The sequence below is a fragment of the Bythopirellula polymerisocia genome (assembly GCF_007860015.1).
Lineage (GTDB): Bacteria > Planctomycetota > Planctomycetia > Pirellulales > Lacipirellulaceae > Bythopirellula > Bythopirellula polymerisocia.
In genome coordinates this window covers 135,906-151,885 of record NZ_SJPS01000006.1, presented here as the reverse complement: position 1 = coordinate 151,885, position 15,980 = coordinate 135,906, and the positions used below count along the sequence as shown (strand labels likewise).

The 15,980-nt window shown below is 51.6% G+C and carries 11 protein-coding genes and 2 pseudogenes; 6 read left to right on the top strand and 7 right to left on the bottom strand.

Translation table 11 applies throughout. The features are described 5' to 3' along the window. Positions 1-75 precede the first annotated feature (75 nt). Entirely contained in the window at positions 76-1,569 is a 1,494-nt protein-coding gene (locus Pla144_RS18215) for a sodium:solute symporter (RefSeq protein ID WP_146452138.1), read from the top strand. A gap of 125 nt (positions 1,570-1,694) precedes the next feature. After that, on the top strand, positions 1,695-3,935 hold the full coding sequence (locus Pla144_RS25175; RefSeq protein WP_231936436.1) for an exo-beta-N-acetylmuramidase NamZ domain-containing protein: 2,241 nt from the start codon (positions 1,695-1,697) through the stop codon (positions 3,933-3,935). Positions 3,936-3,945: 10 nt separating this feature from the next. Here the strand turns inward: Pla144_RS25175 and Pla144_RS18205 are convergent, their stop codons facing one another. The 4 genes and pseudogenes from Pla144_RS18205 to Pla144_RS25675 form a co-directional block, all read right to left on the bottom strand. Next, on the bottom strand, positions 3,946-5,265 hold the full coding sequence (locus Pla144_RS18205) for a 3-deoxy-D-manno-octulosonic acid transferase (RefSeq protein WP_197530803.1): 1,320 nt from the start codon (positions 5,263-5,265) through the stop codon (positions 3,946-3,948). A 31-nt stretch (positions 5,266-5,296) separates the two neighbouring features. After that, complete coding sequence (locus Pla144_RS25685; protein ID WP_449240218.1) at positions 5,297-6,931, bottom strand: SEC-C metal-binding domain-containing protein; 1,635 nt, start codon at positions 6,929-6,931, stop codon at positions 5,297-5,299. After that, positions 6,932-7,492: pseudogene (locus Pla144_RS25680) on the bottom strand (preprotein translocase subunit SecA); the annotation flags it as partial. Positions 7,493-7,753: 261 nt separating this feature from the next. Continuing rightward, positions 7,754-8,980 (bottom strand): annotated as a pseudogene (locus tag Pla144_RS25675) (preprotein translocase subunit SecA); the annotation flags it as partial. 752 nt (positions 8,981-9,732) lie between these two features. On the opposite strand from Pla144_RS25675, the gene Pla144_RS18195 reads away from it, so the two are divergent. Beyond that, positions 9,733-11,085, top strand: a complete 1,353-nt coding sequence (locus tag Pla144_RS18195) for an HD-GYP domain-containing protein (RefSeq protein ID WP_146452134.1) — start codon at positions 9,733-9,735, stop codon at positions 11,083-11,085. 13 nt (positions 11,086-11,098) lie between these two features. Here Pla144_RS18195 and Pla144_RS24720 read toward each other — a convergent pair whose 3' ends face one another. After that, positions 11,099-11,248 (bottom strand): hypothetical protein, encoded by a 150-nt coding sequence (locus Pla144_RS24720; RefSeq protein WP_197530802.1) that lies wholly within the window; start codon positions 11,246-11,248, stop codon positions 11,099-11,101. 117 nt (positions 11,249-11,365) lie between these two features. Here Pla144_RS24720 and Pla144_RS18190 point away from each other — a divergent pair, with 117 nt between their 5' ends. Beyond that, a complete protein-coding gene (locus Pla144_RS18190; protein ID WP_146452133.1) occupies positions 11,366-11,800 on the top strand; it encodes a DUF983 domain-containing protein in 435 nt (144 codons plus the stop codon). Between the two features lie 574 nt (positions 11,801-12,374). On the opposite strand, the gene Pla144_RS18185 is transcribed toward Pla144_RS18190, so the two are convergent. Continuing rightward, the gene (locus Pla144_RS18185) at positions 12,375-13,187 is read right to left on the bottom strand and encodes a ZIP family metal transporter (protein WP_146452323.1); all 813 of its coding nucleotides are present in this window, start codon (positions 13,185-13,187) and stop codon (positions 12,375-12,377) included. A 526-nt stretch (positions 13,188-13,713) separates the two neighbouring features. On the opposite strand from Pla144_RS18185, the gene Pla144_RS18180 reads away from it, so the two are divergent. Continuing rightward, the gene (locus Pla144_RS18180) at positions 13,714-14,073 is read left to right on the top strand and encodes a hypothetical protein (RefSeq protein ID WP_146452132.1); all 360 of its coding nucleotides are present in this window, start codon (positions 13,714-13,716) and stop codon (positions 14,071-14,073) included. A gap of 422 nt (positions 14,074-14,495) precedes the next feature. On the opposite strand, the gene Pla144_RS18175 is transcribed toward Pla144_RS18180, so the two are convergent. Beyond that, positions 14,496-14,750 carry a DUF6489 family protein gene (locus Pla144_RS18175; RefSeq protein ID WP_146452131.1) on the bottom strand — a complete coding sequence of 85 codons (255 nt, stop codon included), beginning with the start codon at positions 14,748-14,750 and terminating at the stop codon, positions 14,496-14,498. Positions 14,751-15,219: 469 nt separating this feature from the next. Here Pla144_RS18175 and Pla144_RS18170 point away from each other — a divergent pair, with 469 nt between their 5' ends. Further along, positions 15,220-15,969, top strand: coding sequence for a hypothetical protein (locus Pla144_RS18170; RefSeq protein ID WP_146452130.1), 750 nt, complete (start codon positions 15,220-15,222; stop codon positions 15,967-15,969). The last annotated feature ends 11 nt before the right edge of the window (positions 15,970-15,980 follow it).

Here is a 15,980-nt window from a genome sequence, read left to right as displayed (position 1 = left end):
GTCTAAATCTTCTCTTCCCTGGATTCATGCCCTCTACCGTATTCCTGTGACAATCTGTTAGCTGGTAAATATCTCTTGAACCTTTCCATTCATCCAATTGATGCGGCAATCGTCATCGGTTATCTTGCCGCAGCTATCCTTTTGGGACTGTGGGTAGGACGTGGCCAGAAAAGCACCGTCGATTACTTCCTGGGAAACCGCTCCCTTCCGACTTGGGCAGTGCTCTTGTCAATCGTAGCTACGGAAACCAGCACCGTTACCTTTCTCAGCATCCCTGGATTCACCTTTGCCAAGGGTGGAGACATGCGATTCTTGCAGATCACTTTTGGTTATATCGTTGGCAGATTCCTCGTAATCTGGATACTGCTACCACGATACTTCGAAGGCCAAATCTTCACGGCCTACGAGGTCCTTCAGCAAAGATTTGGTGTCTCTTCTCGGCGAGTGACATCGGCTTTGTTCCTGGTCACACGCAATTTGAGTGATGCCTTGCGGTTGTATTTGACAGCCCTCGCTCTTCAACAGGTATTAGGGCTGGATTTATCCAGTTGCATCGTGTTGCTGGGCCTCGTGACAATCATCTACACCTTTCTAGGTGGGGTCAAATCTGTTGTTTGGAATGATTGTCTCCAGTTCTTCATCTATATTTTGGGTGCCGTTGCTGCCTTGTGGCTAATGATCACTCGACTTCCCGGTGGCTGGGAGCAATTCACCCAGTTCGGCGAAGAATTTCAGAAGTTTCACATTTTCGATTTTGACCTGAGCCTCACCAAACCCACAATGACATTTTGGTCGGGATTGATAGGCGGTGTTTTTCTGACAGCAGCGACTCACGGCACCGACCAATTAATGGTACAGCGTTACCTGACCTCCCGAAGTCAGCGCTCGGCAAGTTGGGCGTTAGGGCTTAGCGGCCTGATCGTTTGCTGCCAATTCGCGTTGTTTCTCTTCATCGGTGTTGCCCTCGCTTGTTTTTACCGAGAGTATCCCCCTGATGTACCGTTCGGCGCGAGCGATGGAGATAAAGTGTTCGCACACTTTATCGTCAACTACCTGGGCCACGGCTTAGTAGGACTTACTCTGTCAGCCGTCTTTGCGGCAGCTATGTCGACACTTTCAAGCTCTCTCAACTCTTCGGCAACCGTGCTTGTTCAGGACATCTATCTACCGCTCACGAGGCAGGAACTTTCTCCTTCCCGTCAACTATTTGTAAGTCGAATTGCCACCGTGGGATTCGGACTCCTGCAGATTGGCATTGCCATTGCTTCCTATCACTTTGGAGCCACAGAAAGTACAGTCAACAGTGTACTTAGCATTGCAAGTTTTGCCCTAGGTCCGCTCTTGGGGTTGTATTTGTTAGCAGTATTGACCAAACGAGTGCGACAACGTGCCGCGTTGACCGGTTTTTGCATAGGTGTTGGTTCAATAACAGCTATTGCCTTGACGACTGATTTATATTGGGCGTGGTACGCAGGCACCGGAGCATTGATTACTCTTCTATCAGGATTCCTTACAAGTTACTGCATAAACGACCCTCTCAACGGTGATTCCAAACAGGAGTATTCATGATGACCAATCCGAGTCCAAAATTCCTGGCATACTGCCTGATGATTCTCTTCACGGTTTCAGGCCCGTGGAGCCTGGCGGAAAGCAGTACATCTGGTCTTCCAAGAATGCAACCAGCAGAACTTGGAATGAACGCAAGTCAGCTCGAACTAATTGATGGGCTCGTCGCCGCCGAGATCGGAAAAGGCAACCTGCCTGGCTGCGTCGTGATGATCGGACGTCGTGACGGAATCGCGTTCGCACGAGCCTATGGACATCGTCAGCTTGAACCCTCGAGAGAAGAGATGACGATCGATACGGTATTTGACATGGCCTCTCTGACTAAGCCGCTTGCCACGGCAACGAGCATCATGCAATTGGTAGAGCGCGGCCAGGTGCGACTACGGGAACCTGTGGCGACTTACATACCTGAATTCGCTCAAAAGGGTAAGGATCCCATTACAATCGAACACCTGCTCACCCATCAGGGAGGGCTCATTCCCGACAACCCCTTGGCAGACTACGAACATGGTCCCGAGGAAGCGTGGAACAATATTTGGAAACTCACGCCTACGAATCCTGTCGGAACTAAGTTTGCCTATACGGATGTTGGATTCTTGGTTCTTGGTCAAGTCATCGAACGCGTCACAGGACAAGATGTCGCCACATTTGCGGCTGAGAATGTTTTTCAGCCGCTTGACATGCAAGACACCGGCTATTTGCCTCCTGCGGAATTACAAGCTCGTGCTGCAACCACGGAGCAACGCGATGGCAAGTGGCTGCGCGGCGAAGTACATGATCCACGTGCAGCGCTACTAGGCGGCGTTGCTGGTCATGCGGGTTTGTTTTCGACGGCCGATGATTTAGCCAAATACGCTCACATGTTTCTAGCATGTGGCACAAAAGACGATTCTCAATTACTTGGTTCTCTGACTATTGGCGAGATGAGCCGACCTCGGATTATCGATGGCAACGAGCGAGGTTTAGGTTGGGATAGCCTGAGCAAGTATTCCACAAATCGCGGGGAGTTATTCAGCCGCAAAGCCGTAGGGCATGGAGGCTTCACAGGCACAGCCATGTGGATAGATCCCCAGCTCGATCTGTTCGTAATTTTTCTCTCAAGCAGACTGCATCCTGATGGTGTTGGCAATGTCAATCCACTTGCGGGTCGCATTGGTACCATCGCCGCTGCGGCAATTACGTCGAATGAGTGCTTACGTGAAGAGGGTGGAATAAAGCTCATCGAAAAAGATACCCAAGATACTCTGCTGGGAGTTGATGTTCTGGAAAGGGACCAATTCGCTTCACTGAGAGGGAGACGTGTGGGCCTGATCACCAACCACACAGGACTCAACAGCAAGGGTCAACGAACCATCGATATATTACACGCCACACCAGGGGTAGAACTTATATCCATCTTTAGTCCCGAGCATGGCTTGCAGGGAAAACTCGATGTTCCCAATGTCTCCGACACTCGCGACGAAGCGACAGGACTCCCTGTTCACAGCCTATACGGAGAAACTCGCAAGCCAGAGCCTAGTCAACTAGAGGGTATTGATACGCTGGTGTTCGATATTCAAGACATTGGTACGCGATTTTACACTTATGTGTCGACTATGGGTTTAGCCCTCGAATCCGCTGCCGAACACGACCTCAGGTTCATTGTACTCGACCGTCCCAATCCGCTGGGTGGCGAGTTGGTAGAAGGGCCAGTGCTCGATTCAGACAAGAAATCATTTGTAGGTCATCACGCCATACCTGTGCGGCATGGCATGACCATTGGTGAACTCGCGCGAATGTTCGTCGCCGAAAATGAACTCCAAGTCGATCTACAAATCGTTGAATTGGAGCATTGGTATCGCGGCCAGTACTGGGATCAAACTGGCCTGGTTTGGACGAATCCGTCGCCGAACATGCGAAGTCTTACCCAGGCAGTGATCTATCCCGGCATTGGATTGCTGGAGACCACCAATGTCTCCGTAGGGCGAGGCACTGATACACCTTTTGAGGTGATTGGTGCACCTTGGATCAATGGCTCGCAATTAGCTCGGCACCTCAATCAGCAAGCATTACCGGGAGTCACCTTTGTGCCGATTCGCTTTACGCCAAGTGAAAGCAAGTTTGCAAATGAACCATGCCAAGGAATCAATATTATCGTTGTCGATCGCCGGGACTTTCGGCCAGTACAAACTGGATTAGCAGTTGCATTGGCACTCAGAGAGCTTTTTCCCCAAGACTGGGACATGACAAAGTACATTCGGCTCTTGGCCAACGAGCAGGTTTTCGAGGCCATCGAAAACGGCACCACCAGTTCGCAACTCCAAGAACTCGTCGCTCCTACGCTAAATGAGTTCAAGAAGCGTCGAAGGAAGTTCTTGATCTATCGCTAGAGAAGCTACTTTACGCCGCATTCCGCTTAGCACCAAATTCCTCAACTAGTGGCATAAGCAACTGGATGGTTCTCTCAGTGGCGCCTTGCTGAGCAAGAACCAAGCTCTGAGCTCGCTCGCCAATTCCCGTTGCCCATGCCGGTTGTTCCAAAGCACGTCGCACAAACTTTTCCAATTGCTGTTCATTCTCGACAACTACGGCGCCCTCAGCGCCAATTAGCTGCGAAACAATATCTCGAAAGTTCCAAGTATTCGGACCAAAACAAGTCGCTACCCCAAAGGCCGCTGGCTCAATCATGTTCTGCCCGCCGCGGTTGCCGAAACTGCCACCAACAAAACCGAAATCAGCCAATCCCCACCATGCTCCTAATTCGCCAATCGTGTCAACGAGGATGATTTCGGAATGCGACCTCTGCAATCCGGCGTCATCAAGTTTCGAGCGGCAAATCCACGGCAAGCCAGAATGTTTGAGCAACGCGGCCACCTCGTCGAACCGCTGCGGATGGCGAGGCACAAGTACCAATCGCAATCTAGGGAATTCGTTTTTCAGATGGCGATAGACACGAATCACGATTGCTTCCTCAGGGTCTTGCGTACTGCCGGCTAAGAGCACCAAATCGTTTTCAGTAAAGCCTGCTAACTTGTGAAGTTCAATGGAACGTGCGTTAGCACGATCAATAAGAGCCCCATCAAACTTGAGCGAACCAGATACTTGCACTGCCGAGCAACATGCTCCTAATCGCCGAAACCGCTCTGCCGTTTCTTTATTTTGTGCGGCAATGAGATCTACTCTTGCGAAAATACGTGAAATCAAATGACGCACCCTTAGGTATCCACGCAGACTCTTGTCGCTTAAGCGACCATTAATGATTGCTACTCGCACCCCCTGCTCTTTTGCCATCGATATGAGCTGTGGCCACAATTCCAACTCAGCAAGCACGAGCAGATCAGGGCGAATTCTTAATATCGCTCGTTTCACGGCCCAACTGAAATCAAGCGGGCAATAGAACACAGCATGAGCGGCATATTTCTTTCGAGCCAGATCGTAGCCAGTCTTTGTTGTCGTAGAAATTACGATCTCTACCTCTGGGCGTTTGTTGGCGATCTCACAAATCATAGTTGAGAGCAGATTCACTTCGCCAACACTAACCGCATGCAGCCAGATACAAGGTCGATTACTGGTTCGCTGCGGAACATTCCCCCAGAATTTTTCGGAAAAGCCTTCACGATATTTGCCGTGCCGCCAAGCCGACCAGAGTATCCACGGCAGAGCGAACGTGATCGCGCCTAGATAAGCGGCATTGAGCAGCCATTTTTGAATACGCGACACGGGAATCCTTTCCCTCTGCTTCGAATGGGTCCTAACTTCGACCGCAGCAATTTTTGTGCTTTTTCCCACTTCCGCAGGGGCAGGGCTGATTGCGGCCAATCTTTTCTTGCCGATTGCGAATCGGCTCAAGCTTCTGCTTGGTATCGGTTCCCTCGATCGCAGCCTGTTGTTGTTCAGCGATATCCGATGTAGTCGGGGCAGATTCGTGAATTGCCGCCGACTCGACCCACGTACTGCCAACAAAACCTTCGTCCAGTTGCTCCATCTTGAAGATCAGGTTTGTGACATAGTTAGCCACACTGCTCCACATCACCTCGAACATCCGCATTCCTTCGCGTTTGTACTCGACCTTGGGGTCGATCTGAGCATAGCCACGTAGGCCGACGCTCGAGCGCAGGTGATCCATGCTCAATAAATGCTCTTTCCAACTTTGATCAAGAATCTGCAGGAGGACTGCTCTTTCCATTCGTCGCATTTCGGGGCGATAGCGATCTTCCACCAATTGAGCCACACGTCGCCGGGCTGCGTCGTAATCGAGCTTGGCAAGTTCTTCGCTTGTGAGCGTCGAATTGCATGAATTAGCAAGCCACTCACTCAAGTCGTTGAGCTTACCATTGTTCCCAGTAACCTGTCCCAAGGTAACGGCTCGTCCTGACTCAGTGAACAAGGCTTCGACCCGCTGCTGAGCTTCGGATGCGACCTTGTTTGCAGCCACATTCATTTGGCGGCTATATTCAACCAGCATGCTGCGAATCTCTTCGCGTTGCTTTGATTTAAGATCGTCCAGAGACAAATCGGCAGAGAAGCGACGCTTTGCCCATTCAACCAATTCCTCCCTTTGCAAGCCGCGCTGGCCGGCCTGATTGCGAGAAGCGAAGCGGTACATTCCGGCAAGCACGGGGTATTCCGACTCGCGCTCATCATAGGACTGCTGCGCTCGCTCTTGAGCCAAGTCTATGAACTCCTGCGAACTGAGATTGCCCACTTCGTCTGGCGAGAGTTCCACTCCAAATTTATCTTGTAACCAGGCGCAGGCCGTCTTTACTCCATAATTTGATTCTAAGAGTCTTTCACAATCAGAAAGATCGATCTCGCCGATTGCTTCGTTAGCATCCTTAATCAGGATCTCCGCCAATTGATCGCGACCAATTTTCTTTAAATCGCGATCACGATAATTGGTTGCCCAGCGAATATTCGACCACTTAGCCAAGGCATCCCAGTTCCACTCTGAAGGCTCTTCCTCCTCTGGAAGATTCTCTTCAATGGCATCTAAAATTTGCGTTTCGGCCAAGCGATATGCTTCGTCCCGGGCTAGTCGGTCGGCATCTTCCGGACTCACATTACGGAAATCGCGGCTTTCAAGCTGAACGTTGAGTAAATTGCCCGCGGCAGCTGCGAAGGAATCAGTACCGTAGTCAGAATCGAGAAACGCTTGAAAATGTTCATCGATTTGCTCGCGGATCATTTCCATGATCAATTCGCGACAATTATCACCGTCAAGAATTCGCTGGCGATAGCCGTAAACTCGCTTCCTTTGCTCATCCATCACCTCGTCGTATTCAAGAAGATTCTTGCGAATTTCGAAGTTCCGCTCCTCGACTTTTTTCTGGGCTCCCTCGATGCGGCGAGTAACCATCCGGCTTTCGATCGCTTCGCCTTCTTGCATTCCCAATCGGGTGAGAATGTTTTTCACCCATTCTCCCGCAAAAATCCGCATCAGATCGTCTTCCAGTGACAGGAAGAAGCGGCTACTGCCAGGATCTCCTTGCCGACCGCAGCGACCGCGTAGCTGCAAGTCGATGCGACGCGATTCGTGCCTTTCAGTGCCTACAATGTGCAGGCCGCCAATTTCTTTGACTTCTTTCCCCTGCTCTTTCATCTTTTCGCGGCGTTCGATCTTGGTGACCAATTGCTGCCATTCTTCTTTGGGTACATCCAAGCGAGATGCATACTTATCTTGCAACTCTGCCCACGCCATTGTCTCGGGATTGCCCCCCAGGACGATGTCCGTACCACGACCAGCCATGTTGGTGGCAATTGTCACTGCCCCCAATCGGCCTGCCTGGGCAACGATCTCCGCTTCGCGCTTGTGCTGCTTGGCGTTGAGCACTTCATGGGCGATGCCACGCTTGTTGAGGAGACTGGAGAGCCGTTCGCTTTTTTCTATCGAAACGGTTCCGACCAGAATTGGCCGACCAGGTCGCTGGATGTGGGAGATCTTGTCGCGCGAGAAGGTTTCCTTGCGGCGCTCCTCGGGCATGTCGAGAGTAACTGAGTTTTCGTCCTCGCCGACCAGTTTGCCGATATACTCAGAGCCATTCTTGAGTTCCACGGTCGTGAAGCGATTGAGCCTTTCAATCTCCTCAGCAATGACGCCGTATTTTTCGCGTTCCGTACGCAGGATCATGTCGGGATGTTCGATCCGCTTCATTTCCCGATTGGTCGGAACTCCAATTACGTCGAGCTTGTAGATCTTCCAGAATTCGCCAGCTTCGGTGAGTGCCGTACCGGTCATGCCAGAGATCTTCTTGTACAGTTTAAAGAAGTTTTGCAGTGTGATCGTTGCCAGAGTCTGATTCTCTTCCTTGATCTGTACCCCTTCCTTGGCTTCCACGGCCTGATGCAAGCCATCACTCCATTGTCGGCCTTCCATGAGGCGTCCTGTGAACTCATCGACGATGATCACTCGGCCCTGCTGAACGACATAACTGACATCGAGCTTGTATAAGTTGTGGGCCTTGAGAGCATTGTCGATCAGATGGGGCCACTGCATATTTCCCGCCGTGTAGAAGCTTTCTACCCCAGCGAGTCGCTCTGCTTCGCGCACCCCTTCATCCGTAAGGTGCGCTGAATGTTCTTTTTCCTTGACTTCAAAATGCAAGTTGGGCTTTAGTTGCCGAGCAATCTTGTCGGCCTTCATGTACTTAGTAATATCATCTTGTGCTGGACCAGAGATAATTAGCGGAGTACGGGCCTCGTCAATGAGGATGTTATCTACTTCATCGACAATGGCATAGTTAAGCGTTCCCTGGGCCTGCTGCTGATGCTTTGAGTAGCGATCATCGCCACGTGCAGCGTGTTTCATGTTGTCGCGCAGATAGTCGAACCCAAATTCGTTATTGGTGCCGTAGGTGATGTCGCAGGCATAAGCCTCCTGACGCTCATTCGGATCCATTCCAGACCAGATCGCATCGACCGTCAGTCCCAGGCCTTTGTAAATGGGTGCCATCCACTCCATGTCACGACGAGCCAGATAATCGTTGACCGTAACAATGTGGACTCCCTTGCCTTCAATCGCATTGAGATAGGCAGGAAGAGTTGCGACGAGTGTCTTTCCTTCGCCGGTGACCATTTCGGCAATGTTTCCTTCGTGCAGAATGATCCCTCCAATTAGCTGCACGTCGTAGTGCCGCATTGTCAAGAAGCGACGACCTGCCTCGCGACAAGCAGCAAAGGCCTCGACGAGCAAGTCATCGAGCGTCTCACCAGCCGTGATACGCTTACGAAACTCCTCGGTCTTACCGCGCAACTCATCATCAGAGAGTGCCTGATAGATTGGTTCAAGTGCAGAGATCGCTGCCACACGGGAGTTCGTATGCTTTAGGTAACGGGCATTGGCCGACCCAAATAAGGCAGTGATAGCGCGTTCGAAGCGGCCCAAGATGCCGTTCCCAACCCCGCTGAGTATTTCCCAAATTCTTTCCAGTAGTTCCATCGTTCACCTAAAAAGTCGCATGCAGAAGTCAAACCGCAAGTTTACCTGCTCAGTTTCCAATCGCAGCGACGCATGTTGACCCGATGCGCAAACATCCGTGCTGTGCCAATAGGACCAAAAACTCGAAGCAAGGAGTCCGAGTTGTTGCCGTCCCTATTTGGATCCATCTAGCCAAACAATCGCTATTAAAGACTCAGAATTGGCACACCTTCAGCGGACCCAGCCTCAAGGAAGTTAGCGGAGTTTGCGCAAAATTTTCGTAACGAAAAGTTTATTGCGATTCTAGGGGGCGGTCAAGACAGGATGGTAGCCGTCAAAGTGCCTCAACTTGCTTCTGCGAAACGAGTTATGGCGTAATGATGCAGGTGTTTTATCCTGTTTTGGGTGCATATATGAAACGGCGAGTCAAGTTTCAAGGTGATGACTCAGTTTTTCTCAGCGGACATAGCCTCTTTCTGGAGCCGTCCCGATCAACCTCAAGAGGATCGCAATTCGAAGATTTCTTGAGTGGAATCCAAACCAACCTCTCCGAGATGGATGCAATCTTATGTTCTCCCACTCGATGAACCCGAACATCAGGCGGCTGCCCCCATTTCTAATGCTACTCATCTCACACTCAACATGATCATGCTCTACCCCAGACCTACCTAGAGTGTTACTCTGGATTGACCGGCTCGAAAGAAATTACACCGCAAGATCTTTTTTTCTATAGTTTCGACCCACTTGCTTCGCCAGTTTGAGGTGGGGACTTCATGAAATCTTCCGACTCGATCCGAGTACGAACAGAGCATCTGCGCGTTGGTTGCTTTCTCAGGCACCCAGTGTTTGACGAAAATGATGTTATGATCTTACCGGCATCCACCGAAATCATTGATTCGATAAAGCAAGCCTTGCTCGACCGGCAGATTCTTGATGTGTTCTTGCATCCAGAAGACGGGTCGGCAATGTTCTCTTTGCCCCCTCAGTCCGGGGTTGCGGAGTCGCCCGCGCAAGGTTCAAAGGCACGCGAAGCGACCTTTGCAGCTCTGGTGGAATCTATCACGCATGTCAGTGAACAGATCGCCCCTCAGTTGGAAGAATTCGCTGCACGGATCCCCTTAGTAGTTGAAAACGTAGGCCCCCCACTTCGTGAACGATCAATTCGCATTGGGTGTGAGCCATACAATCACCACCAACACGAGCTCTTAACGCAACAGTTCGCTACTACCAAGAAGCTCATGGACACGATGATCCGCCATGCAGTCGCCGGACTTACGCAGGATACTCGGGCGATCAATACGGTAGCCAAGCGTGCATGCTCCGAACTCGTGCGAGATTCTGATCAGGCGTATGCTGCCTCTGCAGAAGTTTCCCAAGATCCGGGCCTTAACGAACGGACAATTCGCACTTCTGTGTTGGCAATGGCCACTGCGATTGAAATGGGTTGGGACGAAGACCATGTACGCGAAGTGGGTGAATGCGGACTCGTCCATGACTGGGGTTTGCATCGGCTTCCCGAAGCACTACGCGAAAAGAGGTCCGAACTGACTTTTGAGGAACAAGAGTTGCTCATCCATCATCCCTTGCACACGTTCGATCTACTGAGCAAGATGCAAAACATCTCGGACAGCGTGCGAATCTCTGCAGCTCAGGTTCACGAAAGGCTCGATGGCTCCGGTTATCCTCGGGGACTAACCAGCGAGCAAATCCACCCCTATGCCAAGATTGTCCACGTGGCAGACACGTACGTCTCCCTGACAGAAGAGACTTGGGGGCGCCCTGCTTATATCCCCTATGATGTGATGACCTACCTCTTGAGTCAGGTACGACTCAAGAGAGTCAGTTCCGAGATTGTTAAATCGCTGCTTGAAGTGGTCTCACTCTTTCCCATCGGCAGCCATGTCACATTGAGCGACGGGACTGAAGCACGTGTTATTAGGCGGGGGCAGGGGAACTACACCGAGCCCGTCGTACAGCGATTGGACGAAAATCGCAAAATACGATTGGATGAAGCCCACGACTTGCTGGTGGACCTTTCTAAGTCTCACCTCAAGGTCAGTGCCCCCCTCCCCCATCCTATTAGGAAGGAACAACGCCTCGATGAAGACGCCCAGAAGGGGTGGTAGGCTGGAAGCATTCCTAACCACGGTACTGCTGCAGGGTATAGCCCAGCACAAACAGGCCTACCGAAAGCAAGAGAAATTGCAACATCTTGCCGGTTGAGATTTGCTCAGCCAGTTGGGCAGCCATCGCCAGTGGGGGAATAACCAGGGCTGCGAATTGGAACATTCGTGCGATTTTTTGCATTTACAGAAAGTAGCGAGTTGCTGATCCCTTCGCAAGAAGTATCCTTGGTCCCATGGAGTGAGTCCTCCAAGACCTCAACGCAAAAGTTACCATTGACCTATGAATGAAGCCGATTCTGGTGAACCATCGCCACCCACTTTAGGCACTTGTGTGGGGCGTGCCTTGCGGCTCAAATGCCCGGCATGCGGACAACACAAGATGTTTCGCAACTGGATCACCATGGTTGATCCTTGCCCGGCCTGTGGGCGTAAATTTGATCGGGCGCCGGGGTACCTACTGGGGTCGATCTATATCAACTATGGTGTGACAGCCTTTTTGATCGTTGTGCTGTACTTCGGGCTCTTCCTGAGCAAGTCTCTGACGGGTAGTCAATTGCTGTGGGTTTTGAGTGGCCTAGGTCTCCTGTTTCCTCTATGGTTTTTCCGTTACGCACGGGCCCTGTGGATCGCGTTTGATGAACGTTGGGATCCTTGGCCTAATGACGAAGAGCGGCGGAGCATGGCAAACGAAGCAAAACCATCGGGCATTGAGTAACCCAAAAGGGGATACCAACGAAAGCGAAAGCTTTGACGCCCTCTTCATCGATCAACAGTCGATGCTCACTGCAGGGAGTGTGGTTCGGATCAGCCAGCCCTAGTGGTTTTCTTGAAGGCAATGGAAGGATCAACGGCTCACTGCTCGTGAGTTTTGCTACGGTTTTGCCGACGTTCTCCCCAGGCAATTTTACTTTTGAGGGATGTTGCGAGCAGTCCTCGGACGGGAACTTAATCATCAAGATTGGAGGTCTCAGTACCGGAACCATTAACATGAATGTTACTTTTTCTCTCAGCGATGGGAGTCAATTTCGCAAGACGGCAACGAATCTCCTCGCGAGTCCCGAGAACGCATTGATCCGTGGCACAGTCAACCACCGACCGAACATGAGACGGGTTATGATTTCTCAGTGCTTGCTCCGCTTGATGGCAATGCATCGTTTGCCGAGAAATCGTCTCCTGGGCAGGTCTGTCTCACTACAGCTATGCTGACCGCAGAAGCCGGGCATCACACTCACCACTTTTGATCGTGACGGTATATGCGTCGTAGCATCGATTTGCTTGCAAGTTCCTGTTCATCCCAGCGCGACGTCGAGGATCATCATTGTGGTGAAACCAATCATCAGGGTGACCGTTGCTAGATCGACGTTACCCGCACGCTCGGCTTCGGGGATTAATTCCTCGACAACGACGTAGATCATCGCTCCGGCTGCGAAGCTCAACGCGTAGGGCAGGAGCGGAGCGGCGACGACCACAAGGGCGGCCCCGGCCATCGCTGCGATCGGCTCCACCAGTGCCGAAAGTTGCCCAAACCAAAAACTTTTTAACTGTCCCATCCCTTCGGCCCGTAGGGGCATGGCCACTGCGATTCCTTCGGGAAAATTCTGAATGCCGATACCGATCGCCAGCGCGATGGCCGCCGCGGTGCTTGCCGACGGCACCCCCTCTATCACTCCGCCGAACGCCACACCCACGGCCAGCCCTTCGGGAATGTTGTGCAGCGTGATCGCGGACACTAGCAGAATGGATCGCCGCCAAGTTGTCTTGGGACCTTCCGCCTCCTCCACGGGAAACCCGAGATGCAGATGGGGCAAGGACTTGTCCAGCAGCCAGAGGACCGCTCCTCCCGCGAGAAAACCCACCGCCGGGGGAAACCATGCTGGCAAAGCTCCGTGCGAGGAGATTTCAATCGCCGGACCGAGCAGAGACCAGTAGCTCGCTGCGAGCATAACGCCGCCGGAGAAGCCGAGCATGCCATCGAGTAAACGCCGACTGACCCTTCGTGACAAGAACACCGACGCTGCTCCGACAGCCGTTACAAACCAAGTGAACAAGCCGGCGAGAAGCGCTTGGAAGATTGGATTCAGTGAGGAAAAATTCTCGTACATTTCTAAATGACGTTCCAGGAACGCGCCAAAAACGATATCAGCCAGCGACAAGACCAGCAAGAGTATTCTTTGATCAACATAGTCGAGCCATCCACTCTAGCTGAAGAGCAGTTCACCTAGACAACGGCAAGAACTGAGTACAATTACGCTAAATTCGCAAAGAAGGATCACTTACTAAAATGGTATCCCTCACATATTCTCAATAACTCATTGAGCGACTGTGAATCGCTGGCGTTCGACAGGTTTGCCCGACTCTTGCTGCTGATGTGCAGGCAGAAAGAAACAACATGAACTCTTCTTGGCGGATTCGGGCTTAGAAATCGACTCCCCATTACAGAGGCAATGTCTTGTGAATGTTTGATGCTGAAGATGGGCAATAGGATTCCATATAGTTCATTTGGACGAGAACGGGGCATATGATTTCCTATTACAAGAGCTAGCGGATTTGATTACTAAGCGGCTGTTGGGGGCGGCTCAAATGACAAGAAGGTTCGTTGAGAAACCTGTGTCACACAGTTGCTCTTGGATGATTCACTGTTTCGTCATCCTGGCTGTGACGTATGCACATGGAGAGACGCAAGGCTTTACGCTGGACAACCTCTTGCTGGCTGACGGAAGACAGATCACCGGCACGTTTGATTGGACCTCGAGCGCGGGCGACTTCGAGGGGGGGAGTGGGGTATTTACTGCGCAGGACATCCCCTACACCACATACGGTTTAAATGCTGGTAATCTGAATACGGATATTCAATCCAATGCTATCGAGATTACTGGAAACGGCGACTACCATGATATGGGCTTAGACATCAAACTTGTTTTCTTACAGCCCCTCTCACGCACTCAATCTGTGCCGATTGATACGGATCCAAACCAAAGCTTTTTCTAGTTCTGAGGTAATGGTTTCCAGGACCAGTCGTTTCAAAATGGAAGAGTAGTTCCCACTGCTCTCCTCAGCGGAGACTTCGACATCGACGGTCTGGATTTCTTGGTCTGGCAGCGAGGTGACTCTCTAGAGCCGCTGAGTGAGAACGATCTTGCTCTTTGGCGCAACAACTATGCAGCGTCACCGCTGGTGGTTGCAACTGAGGCCGTGCAGGAACCACCGACTTGGATGTCGCTGATGATATCTGCAATGGGGATGAGGCTTGCTAGACGGCGGCGAATCGCATAGCGAGGTTCAAGTACTCAACGGTGCGTGACACTACTGGTGGTCAACTACCCGCCTGTTCTTTAGAGACGAAAGCACGTGCTGCGAAAGGTGTACAAGGAAAAGATCGGGGGCTATCGACCATTTCAAATGATTGAAGCTCAAGAGTTGTCGTCGCTGTGCGTGCCAAGGGAGGTCATTTTTGACCAAAACGCTTTTTGGATTGTCAGCCAACTGTCCAATCCCACGGGAAACCCTGCCTTGATCATCTCTGCGGGCTGCAATGCGGTGATATTTGACATCATCCGTTCCTGCAGGTCCTTTAGCATCTCCTCTTGCATTGGCGCCACGTCCGGCAGGCCCATGTACTGCCGGGCTTCCGCGGGTGTGCAGTCGATGTTGATTGTAATTTTCATAGATAGGCGCCTCGCGGTAAACTGCCATTTGAATTACGCGAGTGTATGCCGTTTGATGGTTGTGAGCAAGGTGCGGTGTGATTCGTCACGTGGATGTGATCTGTTGAAAGAAGCATTTTAGATATGCCGGGTTAGATGTAGCTTCTGCTGCCTATGTGACTTCTAAGCAAACTACTCCAAGAATTCGGACGGGTTTCGGTGGGAAAGTTCGTCATGGTGGGGGGGGCTAGTTCAGCATACGCACCCTTAGCGTTACTTTTTCGTTTCCAAACCGCTAGCCAGTTAAAATACCCATCCATTCCTTAGGTACGTGATTTGCACCCTCTCACCCCTGCAGCGTTTGTGAACATTCCGTTTTGCGCTCAATACGATGAGCATGTGAGCTGCGCGTGCGAATTGGCACATTGGGCGCGTCGAAGTAACACGGTTTGCGGGTTGCCGAGTCGCTGTGCCTCGAGGTGGTGATCAAGTGATTCAGCGTTCAATATCCATGTGTACCTCGCTCATTGCACTTTTTTGGTGCAGTCTGACAGTTGCAGCCACGATCCAGTTTGTGGACAAGGTTACGGGTGATTTCCGGATCGACAAAGTTTTCAACGTCTGGCTTGACGAAGTGGCGTACACCGCGACGTTCAAGCACGACATCTCAGGTCAAGAATGGCTGATGAATAACCCTGACGGGCCGACAATTACCGGCCACCAGGATGCTATCTTCGCCGCTGATGCGATAAATAGTGTGATCGCTGAGCAGAACCTGTCGACCGCAGGCGGGACGAGGTTCACTCGGAACGCATTCGTGCCCTATGTGGCGGCGGGACCCTTTCCCGCTGCTGTGTTCATTACTCTTGCTGAAGAGTCGCCGTTAAGATACGAACTCGGGGATTCGTCGCTGTTGGTTCAGTCAATTGTCAAATATCCGGAGTGGGCGGTAGTGTCTTTCTCACTAGAAAATCTGTCCGGTGACTACGACAACGATGGCGACGTGGATGGAGAAGATTTTCTTGTGTGTCAGCGAAATCCCAGCGTCGGCAACCTTAGCGACTGGCAGTTGCACTATGGCTCATCCGTTTCTCTCTCGGAAACTAGGGCAGCGGTGCCCGTGCCAGAGCCATCGGCATGGATACTTGTGGGTCTAGTAGCTGTGGGAAGCATACTTGCCACTACCAGTAGGACAAATCGCCGTAGGAAGATTTGCACGGAAGCACTCAGGCAATCTTAGAACCGCATCGC